The 14494-nt window shown below is 56.6% G+C and carries 8 protein-coding genes; 3 read left to right on the forward strand and 5 right to left on the reverse strand.

Annotation, left to right across the window (positions count from 1 at the left end; translation table 11 throughout):
- Nucleotides 1-118: 118 nt before the first annotated feature.
- Nucleotides 119-445, reverse strand: a complete 327-nt coding sequence (locus tag FD37_RS00505) for an ArsR/SmtB family transcription factor (RefSeq protein WP_045806453.1) — start codon at nucleotides 443-445, stop codon at nucleotides 119-121.
- A 24-nt stretch (nucleotides 446-469) separates the two neighbouring features.
- Nucleotides 470-2323 (reverse strand): heavy metal translocating P-type ATPase, encoded by a 1854-nt coding sequence (locus tag FD37_RS00510; RefSeq protein WP_186811298.1) that lies wholly within the window; start codon nucleotides 2321-2323, stop codon nucleotides 470-472.
- Between the two features lie 807 nt (nucleotides 2324-3130).
- Here FD37_RS00510 and FD37_RS13185 point away from each other — a divergent pair.
- Both FD37_RS13185 and FD37_RS00520 read left to right on the forward strand, forming a co-directional pair.
- Nucleotides 3131-5470 carry a KxYKxGKxW signal peptide domain-containing protein gene (locus FD37_RS13185; RefSeq protein WP_056962721.1) on the forward strand — a complete coding sequence of 780 codons (2340 nt, stop codon included), beginning with the start codon at nucleotides 3131-3133 and terminating at the stop codon, nucleotides 5468-5470.
- Between the two features lie 161 nt (nucleotides 5471-5631).
- Complete coding sequence (locus FD37_RS00520; RefSeq protein WP_056962722.1) at nucleotides 5632-6501, forward strand: AraC family transcriptional regulator; 870 nt, start codon at nucleotides 5632-5634, stop codon at nucleotides 6499-6501.
- A 77-nt stretch (nucleotides 6502-6578) separates the two neighbouring features.
- On the opposite strand, the gene FD37_RS00525 is transcribed toward FD37_RS00520, so the two are convergent.
- From FD37_RS00525 to ebgA, 3 genes are all read right to left on the reverse strand, one after another.
- Nucleotides 6579-8483 carry a BspA family leucine-rich repeat surface protein gene (locus FD37_RS00525; protein ID WP_056962724.1) on the reverse strand — a complete coding sequence of 635 codons (1905 nt, stop codon included), beginning with the start codon at nucleotides 8481-8483 and terminating at the stop codon, nucleotides 6579-6581.
- Between the two features lie 261 nt (nucleotides 8484-8744).
- Nucleotides 8745-10184 (reverse strand): amino acid permease, encoded by a 1440-nt coding sequence (locus FD37_RS00530; protein WP_056962736.1) that lies wholly within the window; start codon nucleotides 10182-10184, stop codon nucleotides 8745-8747.
- Between the two features lie 68 nt (nucleotides 10185-10252).
- Nucleotides 10253-13240 carry a beta-galactosidase subunit alpha gene (ebgA, locus tag FD37_RS00535; protein ID WP_056962725.1) on the reverse strand — a complete coding sequence of 996 codons (2988 nt, stop codon included), beginning with the start codon at nucleotides 13238-13240 and terminating at the stop codon, nucleotides 10253-10255.
- Between the two features lie 370 nt (nucleotides 13241-13610).
- On the opposite strand from ebgA, the gene FD37_RS00540 reads away from it, so the two are divergent.
- Nucleotides 13611-14405 (forward strand): SDR family NAD(P)-dependent oxidoreductase, encoded by a 795-nt coding sequence (locus FD37_RS00540; RefSeq protein ID WP_056962727.1) that lies wholly within the window; start codon nucleotides 13611-13613, stop codon nucleotides 14403-14405.
- Nucleotides 14406-14494: the final 89 nt, after the last annotated feature.

Here is a 14494-nt window from a genome sequence, read left to right on the forward strand (position 1 = left end):
GCGGCTGGGGGATTAAAGCGGATACATTCGTGACCACTCTAAAAAACGAGTCCGGGACAGACGTCTCAGACTCGTTTTTAGCTGATTTTCAGCTGGTTGTACCAGACTGTCCGCGTCTTCAGTGTTCCGTCACGTGGTGCTTGGTCAACTCATAGATTTCGACGATGTGTTGGTCCGTCAGGCGGTAATGGATCTCCTTGCCCTGCCGGACGCCCTCGACCAGGGCCAGCTGGCGCAGGGTCTGTAGTTGATGGGAGACCGCCGACTGGCTGATGGCCAGGCGGTTCGCGATTTCATTGACGCTAAACGGTTGCTTGGCGATCAGCAGGACGATCTTCATCCGCGTGGGGTCGCTGATGGCCTTGAAGATGGCTAAGATGGGCGCCAACTCCCGGTCATTCGGCAACTTGACCGCCGCGGCCGCTAATAAATGTTCTTGTGACACAGTGTTTCCCTCCCGAGTGCTGGTCTACTTCGCCAACAGGAGCCGTAACCCGTTCAAGATGACTAACAGGGTACTCCCCTCGTGGAGGACGACCCCCCAGGTAATGTTCGCGATGCCCATAAAGTTCAATACGACTAAGAGTACCACAACGGCCATCGCAAAGATAATGTTTTCCCAGACCACCCGGCTCAGCTTCCGGGAGACCCGGTGCGCGTCGGCCAGCTTCGACAGGTCGTTTTGCATCAAGACCACGTCGGCCACGTCGATGGCCACGTCGGTCCCCTCGCCCATGGCGACCCCGATGTCGGCGGTCACCAGCGCGGGCGCGTCGTTGACCCCGTCTCCGACCATGGCGGTCACGGGATAGGTCTGCTGTTGCTGCTGGATGATGGCCGCCTTGTTCTCCGGCAGGACGTTGGCAGCGACCTGGTCGATCCCCAGCTGCCGGGCCACGGCCTCCCCGGTCAATTTGGCGTCCCCGGTGATCATGGTCGTGTGGACCCGCTGTTGCTGGAAGTAGCGGATCGCCTGGGCGGCGGCCTGGTTCGGCAGGTCCATCAGGGCTAAGAGACCCCGGGGCTGGTCGTCGACGGCCACGACCACCACGGTCTTGCCGGCCTGGGCCAGGTCGTCGATGCGCGCCTGCAGGTCGGCGGGCAGCTGGGCGAAGCTGGTCGGCTTGGCCACGGCGACTTTGTGCCCCGCGATATCGCTGTAGATGCCCTTGCCCAGCTCGTTGGTCACGGTGACCGGGACGGTCGGCACGTCTTTGAAATGCGCCACGATGGCGGTCGCCAGCGGGTGATTACTCTGGGCCTCCATCGACTTGACCTGCTGGATCAGGGTGGCCTGGTCAACGGTCGGTTCGAAGTAAACGTCGGTCACGGCGGGGCGACCCACCGTCAACGTCCCGGTCTTATCGAAGGCCACGGCCTGAAGCTCGGCCAGCTGGGTCAGGTAGGCGCCCCCCTTGAAGAGCACGCCGCGCTTGGCCAGGTTGGAAAGCCCGGACAGGGTCGCCGGCACCGCCGCGGCCGCCAAGGCACACGGCGAAGCGCCGATCAGGAAAACCACGGTCCGGTAGAAGGTCAGCGACCAGCTCCACTGGAAGATAAACGGGCCGGCGAGGATCACCAGCGGGATCAGCGCCAGGACGGTCCGGACGTAGATCGGTTCGAACTTCTGAATCTTGGTCGCGGTCTTTCCCAGGGAGTTCTGCGACTGTTCGACCATGGCCAGGATCTGGGCGAAGACCGTGTCGCGGCTGTCCTTGGTGACGACCATCTCGAAGGTCGAGTCGCCGTTGATGGTGCTGCCGAAGACCCCGTCGCCGGGACCCTTCTCGCGGGGCATGCTTTCCCCGTTAATGGAGGCTTCGTTGATGTTGGCGGTCCCGGTGAGGATCTCGCCGTCGGTCGGGACCTGGTCACCGTTCAAGACCTGCACCCGGTCGCCGATCTTCAGCTGGTCGACCGGAACGATCTCGATCTCGTCCCCCGCGCCGAACCGCCGGGCCTCTACCGGGTTCAACTTCAGCAGCGCGGTGATCTCGCGCTTGCTCTTGCCCTCGGCATAGTTCTCCAGGAAGTGGGCGCCGGCGAAGATCAGAATCAACAGGGCCGCTTCCTCGAAGCTGCCGATGATGATCGAGCCGACCGCCGCCAGGGACATCAGCAGGTGCACGTTCGGGACGAACTTGTGTTGGATTTTCGATTCAGTGATGGTGTGGGTGAAGCCTTCCGCGACGATGTGGTAGCCGGCGAGGACCGTCGCCGCCAGGAACCCGATGGTCTGGGGCCACGACGGCAGGAAGAAACTGACGATGAACAGGATCAGACCCACTAGGTACCAGGTCTGGGGTGCTTTTAGACGATGCATGATGGCCGCCTCACTTTCATATTGATGTATGCTCATATGTTAAATTAAACATATCACGATTACTGGGCGCTGTCAAGGAACCGTTTTCCGGCAAGTCAGTCACCGAAAAAACACGACCGTTACGGCTACTTCCCGGTTGAGTTCTTCCTATAATGAACCTAAAGGGAGATGAGACGATGTGTAACGGTTGGATCTTCTTGGGGATGCCTTGGATGGGCTTCGCGGGCCTACTGGGTCTGGTCCTGATTGCTTTAGGGATTGGTGGCGCCTACTGGTTAGGCCGGCAACGGCATTGATGCCAATCAACAGGAAAACAATTAAAACGGGAGGGAAATTCTCAATTGGGAGAGTTTCCTTCCCGTTTTGTCGAGTCGATGTACCCACTTTGGTCACCACGCTCACCATATTTACGCGGTACTTAAACGGTTTACCCAATCGACCACTTTGCTAATCTCCCGGTTAGGCGTTTCGCCATTGGTCTAGTCACCTAGACCGATTCCGTAACAGGGGCAATAAATAACCTCAGCAAACAATCCGCCAGACCCCTGGGAATCCCATTTTCTAGGCCATAAGACCATTTTTACGCAAACATTATTAATTACCTATACATTTAACTTGATATTTTTTTATAATCGGATACAATAAGGGTGTAGTTAGTTATCCACATTATAGATTTTGGATAAACAATTTTAGTGTTTGTACTCAGATAATCGGCAGAAATCGCCAGTCAGTCGCATTTATCAGCCAACATAACGGTTCAGTCAATTAGTTTATACCCGTTTCACGTTTTTCGAGGAGGATATCATCATGAAACAATCATACATCGGCGAAACCAAGGAACATTACAAGAGCTACAAAGCCGGCAAGCGGTGGCTCTACGCCAGCATCACCGTTTTAACGTTAGGGTTAGGCACGTTGGGCTTAGATGTAAGCGCTCACGCGGACACCGTAGATGGTGACGCGGGGAATACCCCGGCGGCCACCCAAACGGATCCGGACGTGACAGCGGAACCCGCTAAACAGGTAACGTTAAGTCAGCCTGAACAAAACGACCCGTCCGTCCCGGACACCGATACCAACACCCCAACCGTCACTGAAAATTCGGACAACGGCGAAAAATCGGACGCCCCCGTAACCACTGAAAATCAGGATAACGGCGAAGAATCTAACACCCCGGCCGGCACCAATTCTGAGACGCCAGCAGCCACGGGCCAAGAGACGCCAGCACCAAGTAACTCAGCACCGGCGGAACAAGGACAACCCGCGGCGGATCCACAAGCGACCGATCCCGCAGCGACGGACCCACAGCCCGAAGCCACGCCAGCTGGTAACTCAGACGAGGTCTTAGACAGCTTGCCGACACCGGAAGCCGCACCAGCAGCCAAGGCCGCTCAGACGACCAAGAGCATCGCCGACATCTTTAACAAGGACGCCTCGGAATGGATGCCCGATGCCAGTCTGCGGGATTTGGTGGAACACTCGATTCGTTATACCTTCACCTCCGCCGGTAAGGACGTCAACGATGCGAACCTGTATCAGTTCGCTGGCAACGCAGCTTACCCACTCCAGGTCGTCTGGGACGCCTCGTACCGGCCAGCCGGCGTCATCAAGAGTCTCCAGGGGCTGGAATACTTCACCAACCTGACCGCGCTCACCCTGGACTCGTCATTCTTCGATTCGTCGGCGATGACCGACCTGTCCTTCGCGAAGAACCTGAACGACTTTGAATTGACCAATAATGATACCGTTCCGGTCAACTGGAACCAAACCGGTGATGAGTTCATGCAAAACTACCTGAGCACCAATACCGGTTTAACGATGCTCAAAATCCAAGGTCAAAACTTAACCGGTACCGCGCCAGATTTATCCAACTACAAGAAATTAGAAACGGCCTTCTTGTCGTATAACCAATTCACGGGCGCCATTCCCGATTACAGCAGCCTGACCAACTTGGTCACGATGGACCTGTCTCAAAACAAGCTAACCAGCGGTGCTAACGAATTACTGTCGCAATCCGGTCTGAGAATGGTGAACCTGGAACTCAACCAATTTACGGGTCCTATCACCGGTTTCGCTGACACCTTAAGATCCGTCTACCTGGACCTGAACCAGTTCTCCGGAAGCTTGCCAACCATTCCGGATAGCCTCGTGGAACTGTGGATTTACAACAACCAGTTCACGGGAGACTTACCCAACCTGAACAACTTGACTAGCTTTATTTACAGCAACAACCACTTCACGACGGGGGTTCAGAATACGACCATGCCTGGGAAGGGCCAACAACTGACCGGGCCGACCGTGACGTTGACCAACGATAACGACACGTTCAACCCAATGGTCAACACCATCAATGGGCTCCAGGATCCAACCACTCATGCCACTAACGAGACGACCTTCAATTTAGCCGAATTCAAGAATGGCGAAACGATGACCAAAATTGCTCGGGTGACGGACGAAAATGGTCAGAGCGTGAAGGATGAAGACGCAACGGCCAGCTTCGAAGTGACCCAAGATGCTGAAGGCACCTTCCACTTCAAGGCTAATAAAGACACCAAGAGTGGCACTTACCTGATTTACGTCACGCCAAAGGATGGTTCCACCTACTCCTCTTGGATCTACTTCACCGTTAAGAACGACATGACCGATCCGGATAAGCCAGTCGACCCAGACAAACCTGTCGATCCGGATAAGCCAGTTGATCCGGGTACCCCGGTCGATCCTGGTACGCCAGTCGACCCAGGCACCCCAGTTGAACCGGAAACGCCGGTCGACCCAGAAACGCCAACCACGCCAGAAACACCAATTACCGGTGGTGACGGCGACACGGTTGCGCCGGACCAAGGAGGCCAGGCCGACCAGGCTACCAAGCCGGGTAAGACCGACACCCTGAAGACCAACGGCCAAGCCGCGAAGGTTCAGGCCGCCACGACCAAGGCGACGCAGACCGCGACGCCAACTAAACTCGCGACCAAGACGGGCACCCAGTCCGCGACGACCCACGCCACGACGCCAGCCGCAACCACGGCCAAGGCCAGTGACCAGACGTTGCCGCAAACCAACGAAAAGTCGAGCGTCAGCCCAATCGTTGCCGGCATCGTCCTCTTACTTGCCGCCCTCGGGGTCGCCGACTTCCGAAAGCGCGACTAATCGGCTTCACCTAATTCAATGGTATCAAGCAACGGCCAGCACCCTACTCCTCGGATGCTGGCCGTTTTAAGGTGGCTTGCCCTTTAGAAAAAAAGCCCAGCAATGGTGTATCCGGTTTCACAGGCATGATACACTGGAGGCAAACCACGGGAGGGACAGACATGTTTAAGGAGAATAAATGGCTTCGCGCCAACCAAACTCAAGCCACGACCGCCGACCTCTCCATCTTCGAAGTCGGCTACGAAGACGTCCATCCCCGGGCGCCCTACCAGTACGAACAACTCGACTACTACCTGATTCACTTCATCGTCCAGGGAGAGGGGCTCTTCTTCATCAACGACGAACTCCACCAGCTTTCCTGCGGCGACGGCTTCATGATCCCCCCTCACACGGATAATAATTACTATCCACTGGTCGGCAATCCCTGGAGCTACCGTTGGATCGGCGTCCGTGGTTCGGCCGCGGGACGCGTCCTTCAGGCGGCCGGGCTGGGAGGCAGCACGTTCACCTACCACCACGATGACGTGGCCCAACTCGACCAGCTCTTTGCCGGCGTTTACCAAGACTTCGCCAACGACCATTTCTTCGGGGCCCTCGGCCAATTCTACGAAATCATCAACCTGCTGCAAATCGACCACGAGCAAAACAGCCGCCTAGAGGTCAGCCTGCACCAGCAGTACGTGCTGGACGCCACGGGGCTGATTGAGGACCGCTTCCAGGAACCGGACCTGCGCATCGGCGACATCGCCACCGCGGTCCAGATTGAGCGGACCTACCTCTACAAGCTCTTCATGCATTACCTGGGCATCTCGCCCAAGGATTACCTGGTCCAATACCGCCTCAACCACGCGACCCAGCTTCTGCGCCGCTCCCAGCTCACCATCGCACAGGTGGCCGTCCAGTCCGGCTTCACCGACTATTCCCAATTTTCGAAGACCTTCTCCAAGTATCGGCACCAATCTCCGTCCGAGTTTCGGCGACGGTCGGCGCGGACGACACTGGCCCCTAATCAGGACTGGCTTCGACCATGATATAGATATACCAAAGAGACGCAGCGAACTTTCCTCGCTGTGTCTCTTTTTTAGTGTCTTTCTTAGTTGGATAAGTCCTATTTTGCCAAAACGTGGGCCTTATTGCCCGTGATGTAACTGCCATCCGTCAGCACTAACCGCGTCGTCAGATTGTGTCGCACGATTTTTTGGATGCGGACGACCTGGCCCCGCTTGAGGTGCTTGACCCGCTGCTTCAGCGCCTTATCCCGGTAGGCGTTAACGGCCGTCAAGAGCTTGACCCGCCGCGGTGCGTGTTGGTAGTACGTCTGCACCGTAAAACCGGTCTTGGCCGTCACGTAGCCCGTCTGACCCTTATATAGACTGCTTGGCGTGACGTCCTGCACCCGATAGCGTAACCGGCCCGCCTGTGAGTAAGCGATCCCCGTCACGACCAATTGTGGCCGCCGGGTCCGGGCTTGCTTGGTGTAGTAAAACTTCCGGGACTGTTGGGTAAAGGTGGGCGTCCGGTAGAGGGCCAGCTTCTTGACCACGGTCCGCGCCTGCCGCTGAACCGTGGTGGGCTGGTCCGGCTCATCAGTATCAGTTGCCGGTGGCGTGATTGGGGTCGTTGGCGGGGTGACTGGGATTCCCCCAGTGCCGCCGCCCGTATTGCCACCCGTGGTCCCGCCGCCGGAGGAGCCATCCCCAGAGGAGTCCGGTGGCGTCGGTTGACCGACCGGTTGCCAGACATAGGTGGCGCTCGGTTGTCCCGCCGTTCCGTACCGCTGGGTCAGTTCCTGACTGGTATAGGCGGTGCCGCCACTCGTGGCTTGCCACTTACCCGTGTACTTTTCGGGATCGGCGGTGATCTCCGTGAGCTGTGGGTCCTGGTCCGTCGCAAACTGTACTTGGGAGCCCAGGCCCAAGCGTTCAAGGCCTATTACACCCGATAACATTGCCGTGGTATCCGCTTGACGCGTATCAAAATTCGATAGGTTCACTTCGGTCAAGGCCTCATCACCGTCAAAGAGATGACTCATATCCGTCACTTGAGACGTGTTGAAGCCACTGACATCTATGTCAGTAAGCTCAGGGTTCCCGGCGAACATGTTGGCCATCGTCGTCACCTGATCCGTCTTAAAATGGCCAACATCCACCTTGGTTGAGTAACCATTAGCGAACATGTCCTTCATATTGGTGACCTTACGCGTGTCGAAGTTCGACAGGTCCTGGTCGCTCACATTGGCTTGACGGAACATCCCTTCCATGTTGGTGACCTGACTGGTATTTAGATGAGTGAGATTTCCCTCCTGCAAACCAGCTTGTGCAAACATTTCCTTCATATTAGTGACCTTATCCGTCTTAAGGTTTGAAATGTCGGTTCCCTCGTTATCGAGTGCAAAGGCCTTAAACATACCTTCCATGTTCGTCACGTTTTCCGTATTAAAATTCTCCAAGTGGACAGTATTCGGGTCCGATACCGAATCCCAAAACATGTAGGACATGTCCGTTGCACTGTCGGTGTTGAAGGAACGCATATCCGGAAAGTCAAACGTATTATATTCACGGGCAAATAGATACGACATGTTCTTCGTCTCACTGGTATCCAGATTCTCCATGCCATCAATGCCTTCTAAATGTCGAAAGCCCCCCAATAATCCCCGCGCGTCCTTCCCCGCTTTGACCGGTCCAGCAAAGATGATTCGTGGGAACGAACTCCCCACGGATTCAATGCACAGTCCCGTCTGATCCGCGATGGCAGCCAGAATCGGGCTAGCCGGAATATCAAAGTAAGTATTCCACTCCCCTTGGTATTCGGGTAACGTCCCACCACTTAGAATTAGATTAGACTGACTGTCCCGTTCCCAGTGACAGCCATCTCCAATGATCCCAGAATCGACGCTATCCGCCTGGGCCACGACGACGTTCCCGCCCGGCGGCGTATCGATGAGCCCCCCTACCGGAATTAATAGACCCAGCGTCACACCCAAGGTTCCCAGTAACGTTCCTTTCAACGACATTAAAATCCCCTCCTAAATCGACTAAGTAAGCGTTTTCATTCATTGAGCAATATAGCATACATTCCCCCTAACTGTCATTATTATTGAGTGTTTTACTTCGCAATTAATTTTAGGTGCATTTTTTCATCTAAAAGATGGTTAATAAACGCATATAAATAGCGTTTTATCGGGCTTGTTTAGCAGTCGTTAATCACCCGTTTCAACACCCGTCGTTCAGAAATACCAAAAAGGTCGTGATATTTATCACGGCCTTTTCTCGGCTTACTCTTCCAGCGACGTGGTGGCCTTCGCCGCCTTTTCTTTCTTCTCATACCGCGCCCAGAAGACCCAGGCGATTCCCATGAAGAGGACGACCCCGAGCACGTTGTAGAGCAACGTCCCAATCGGGCTAGCCTCCCCCTTCGGCAGATTGCCTGCTAATTCTTGGGCAATCAGGTGCGGGTCAGGCACCGTGGACATGAAGAAGACGAAGATGAACAGGCACAGCAGGAGAATCCCCGCGGTCAATCCGAAGGCCCGGTTCCCGAACCGGAAAGTCCGTTCCATGTCGTCCTTCTTCCACCGCAAGGCGATGTAGGCGATCAGGATGAAGAGGACCGGCAACAGGGAGGTCGCCGCCGTCATGTTGATCAGCGTTTGTAGGAAACTGTTCAGGTCGCCAATCCCCACGGCCGGGATGATCATCAGGAACGTCACGATGACTCCCTGGACGATCAACGCATTCGTCGGGTTCCCTTCGTGGTTGGTCTTCACGATCCACTTTCCAAAGACCCCTTCTGGAATCTCCGAGAAGAAGACCTTGACCGGTGCGGCCGTCCACAGGGCCAAGGAGCCCAGGCTCCCCAGGAAGAGGATCAGGCCGACTAACCGGACCATCACACCCCCGGGGATGTTGAAGAAGTTCCCCAGAATCTTGAAGATGTCGAAGATCCCATTGGAGAAGTTGCCGCTCAGCACGGATTGAGGTACCACGAAACCGACCGCGATGGCTCCTAAGACGTACATCAGGCCCACGAAGAGGGTCGAAATAATCATGGTCCGCACGAAGGTCTTGTTACCGCCCTTGGTGTCCTTGATGTAGACCCCGATACTTTCACCGCCCCCCACGGCCTGTAAGATCCACGCCATGGTCATAAAGAACGTCCAGTTGAACTTCGGCGTCACCGTCTCAAACGTGAAGTCTTGTGCGGGTTTTTCGCCCATCCCAAAGACCACGATGAACGCCAATACCACGAAGATGATGCCCATGAAGATCCGGGCCGTCCCGGCGAGGTTGGTCACCGTTGAGATCCACGCGACCCCCTTGATGCAGACCCAGGTCATGAGCCAAAAGAGCAGGATGGAGATCACCGAGATGATGCGCGTCCCCGAGTCCCCTTCGAAGACGTTTTTGCCCAAGAAGGTGTAGGACCCGTAGATCAGGGTGTTGGGTAACAACGACACGAAGAAGAACAGGTTCACGAAGAAGTAGGCCCAGGCGCCCAGGAAGGCAAACTTACTGCCCAGGACGCTTTCCAGCCAACTGTGCACCCCGGATTCCTTATCGGAGTTCGCCGATGCAAATTCGGCGACCATCAGGATGAACGGGAGAAAGTAGAAGATACTCCCGAAGATGTACCCCGGAATCGTGGCCAATCCAATGGTGATACTGTTATTGACGATGCTTGGAAAGGCAAACACCGCTGAGAACGTCATCAGCATGAGGGCGTTGGCCCCTAAACGCTGACGCGAGGTTTTTTCTGCCAAGATGTGTCACTCCTTTTCGTCGGTTACCCGCGATCCCGTACGTTAAAGTTGAAGCCAAAGTGGAAATCGTCGAACTTGCACCGGTACTTCTGTAGTTGGTTCTGTCCGCACGAGTTGGTCCCCAGCCCGTTTTGCTTGAAGTCCAGGTACAGGCTGACGGTGTCATCCGGCCGTAAGTCCACGGTGTGCTTGGCCGCTTCCAGCGTCGCGTCCGCATAATTGGCGACGCTGAAGTTCAGCGGCGTGGTCATCTGCACGTCGATCTGGTGCTGCCCGTCTTGCAGCGTCACACGATCCGTATCCATGTGGTTTCCGTTTTCCTGCGGCTTCACGTAGTCCACGAACAGGTCGTCGACCGTCGTCTCAAAGACGCCCAGGTAGGCCGCCTGATGTGAGTCCACGTAGTTTTCGGTCGGGCCCAGTCCGCGGTACGTGACCCGCTGGTAAGGCTGTGGCAGGGCCAGGGCGACCCCGATGCGTGGCAGCATCGCCGGTGCACAATCGCGCTTCCCCGACGCCGTCCCGTCAACCGCAAAGTCGAAACTGCCGTCCTCGTGGATCGTGTAGGTCTGGGTGATGGCGTAGTACCACCCGCTGTTGGTGGTGCCGACTAGCTTCTCGACCGTCACCCGGTAGTCACCATGCTCTTCGGCCGTCAGGGTCGTATCCAGGGCGCTTTCGTGCCATAAGTTCATGAAGTACTTGTGGTAGTAGTCGTCCAGGATCTCCATGTCGTTATCGATGGGAGCCCGCCAGAAGTTCATCCGCAGACCGTCTTGAATCACCGGTTGTCCCGCATGGGTCAGGGTCAGGCTGCCCTGCACCTTATCGAAGCGGTACTGGTTCGCGCCCGCCGTCAGGGTCAGCGTCACCGCATCCTCCTGCACCGTAATGGCCTGCTGCCGCGCATGGTGCAACCGTACGACCGGCCGCTGTAGCGTCAGGGACGTCTGACTGACCACCGCGCCCTGGTCGGCCCAAGGCGTCGCCGTCGTCTGCTTGGTCCGTAGATGCAAGGTGTACAGGTGGTCGGCCGTCAATTCCGGTAGGTCGGCCGTTAATTTGATCACGGCCGCTTCCCGCGGTGCAATCGTCGGGACCGTCACCGGTCCGTGCGCCACGACCTGGCCGTTGTCTTCCAGGACGTAGTCGAATGTGTAATCGTCGCTGGTCAGGAAGTCCAGCCGGTTAATCACCCTGATTTGCCGGGTCGCCCGGTCTACCAGGGTCATCTGGAAGGGTTCAAACGTCTTCTTCACCTCGGTCAACGCGGTCGATGGCCGGCCATCCGGTCGAATCAACCCGTCGATACAGAAGTTGGCGTTGTTCGGTTCATCACCGAAGTCGCCACCGTACCGGTAGTAGGTCTGGTCGCCCGCCTGGGTCGCGATACCCTGGTCGAACCATTCCCAGATGAAGCCGCCTTGCAGCTCATCGTGACCGTAAAAGAGGTCTTGGTATTCCTTCAGGTTACCGGGCCCGTTCCCCATCGAGTGCGCATATTCACACAGGATGTGCGGTTTCTGCGTCTTTTCGAGGATCTGATTCATGGTCAGTTTGGTCTCGTGCTCCAACCACGTGTACATGGTGGAGTAGACGTCGCTGACCTCGGCCTCAAAGTCGCCTTCGTAGTGGACTAAACGCGTTGGGTCCACCGTCTTGCAGTAGGCGGCCATTGCCCGGAAGTTGTCGCCGAACGCGGATTCGTTTCCTAACGACCACATGATGATCGACGGGTGGTTCTTATCCCGCTGAACGGTCCGTTTCATCCGATCGACGTAGGCCAGCTGCCACTTCGGGTCGTCACTGATCCAGTCGTAGCGGTTCGTCAGTTCAAACCCATGACATTCCAGATCGGTCTCATCGATCACGTACATCCCCAACTCGTCACACAGATCGTAGAAGAACGGCGCCTTCGGGTAGTGAGCCGTCCGAATCGCGTTGATGTTGTGCCGCTTCATCAGGAGGATGTTCTGGCGGAAGTCCGCGCGGGTCATGACCCGCCCAGCCGTCGGACTGTAGTCGTGCATGTTGACCCCCTTGAGCTTGATGGCCTGACCGTTCACCCGGAAGGTCTTGCCCACGACCTCAATCTGCCGGAAGCCCACCTTTTGGTGCACCACCTCGAGGGGCTGACCCGCCACGTGGACCGTGAGTTGCAAGTCATAGAGTTGTGGCCGTTCCGCCGACCACGGGACGATGTCCGCGACCGTCTCGTCGAGGCTCTGGTCGCCCGTCAGCGTTTTTTCAAACAAGGTCGTCTTCCCGTCCGTCAGCCGGTAGGTCACGCTGCGGTCCGCGGCGCCGGTAAAGGTCGGCGTCACCACGAGCTCGGCCGTGTGCGGCGTCGGTTGCAGGTAGGTCCGGACCTGAAGATCGTATAGCCCCAATTTTGGCCGGGAGAAGAAGTGCACGTCGCGGAACAGCCCACTGAGCCACCACATGTCCTGATCTTCCAGGTAGGTCCCGTCAGACCACTGCACCACCAGTAAGGCCACCGTGTTGGTCCCCGCCTGCAGGTAAGGGGTCACGTCGAATTCACTGGTCAGGCGAGCGCCCTTGCTATAGCCGACCTCGTGCCCGTTCATGAAGAGCTGGAAGGCCGAATCAACACCGTCAAAATTCAATAAGTACTGTTCGTTGGGATCGATACGAGCCACTTCGAAGGTCCGCCGGTACAGGCCCGTGGGGTTCTCCGAGGGAACGTGGGGTGGGATGATGGGGAAGTTGTACCACAAGTCGGAGTAGTGCATCTTGCCATATCCCTGGAGCTGCCAGTTACTGGGAACCGGAATGGCCGCCCACCCCTGGTCATCGAAATCAGGTGCCGCAAAGTCCTGCGGAGCGTACTCGGGTGCCGCCAAAAACTTAAACTGCCAGGTACCGTTCAGTAATTGTCCGTTGCGCAGGTGCTCCGGATCATCGACAAAGTGTGTGTCGAAATGACTCCGGGGTGCCAACCGATTCTGACCCACTAGTTGATAATTTTCCCAAAGCTTGAGTTTGCTCATGTTCACTGCCCCTAACTGCTGGAATTAGCTTATTTATTGTTGTATGCGCTTTCATTTTAGCAAGTTTTATCCCCCAGATAAGGGGCTTTTGTTGCGAAAATATGGCGATTTGTTGGGTGATTTAGCCGAAGGGCACGCCTTAATTTCCGACAATTGGACTGACCGCCCTGGTTTAATACGGTCTTGGAGCTGAAAGGGTGTTTTCAGGTTGTCGCAACATTTCGCCATGGTTTGTTCGCGAATGTTTTCATGGCTTTTCATTTAAACCGACACTCGTTCGCCCGTTTGCGGCTCCCCAAGCCGCCTCGCTACCATTTCCCCGCCGCGCCGGGTACACTATGGCCAGAGACACTTTAGGAGGGAAACCATCATGGATCTACATTTAACGCACAAAACCGCCTTGATCACCGGGTCAACGAAGGGCATCGGGAAGGCCATCGCCACCGAACTCGCCCGTGAAGGCGCCGACGTCGTCATCAACGGCCGCAAGCAGGCCGACGTGGACCAAGTCGTCGCCGAGCTGCAGGCCGCCTTCCCCGCGACGCAGCCCCGGGGCGTGGCCGTCGACATCGCCCAACCGGACCAACAGCAGCGGCTCTTCGACCAGATCCCGCAAATCGACATCCTGGTCAACAACATGGGCATCTTCGGCCCCATGGACTACTGGGACATCGACGACGCGACCTGGAAGAAGTTCTTCGACGTCAACGTGCTGGCCGGTAACGCGCTGGCCAAGTTCTACCTGCCGCACATGCTGGAACAGGACTTCGGCCGCATCATCTTCATCGCCAGCGAAGAGGCCGTGATGCCGTCCGGCGAGATGCCGCAGTACAGCATGACCAAGACCATGAACCTGTCGCTGGCCAAGAGCCTGTCCAAGCTGACCGTGGCGACCCACGTGACGGTCAACACCATCATGCCGGGCTCGACTTTGACCGAGGGTGTCCAGACCATGCTTAATCAAATGTACGCTGACAGCGACCTGCCCAAAGACCAGTGGGAAGCCGATTTCATGAAGCACCACCGCTCCCGTTCTCAGATTCTACGGCTGATTCGTCCCGAGGAAGTCGGTCGCTTCACGGCCTTCGTGGCCAGCCCCGACGCCTCTTCGTTCTCCGGTGAGGCCCTGCGCCTCGATGGGGGCCTGGTACCGACGATTATGTAGCCCTAATAGACCAAAAACAGGCAGAAAACTCGCAATGAAGTGAACCCCATAAGTTGGAGTGAATTTCTACGCCACTAACTGGCTGGTAT

The sequence above is a fragment of the Levilactobacillus spicheri DSM 15429 genome (assembly GCF_001435095.1).
Lineage (GTDB): Bacteria > Bacillota > Bacilli > Lactobacillales > Lactobacillaceae > Levilactobacillus > Levilactobacillus spicheri.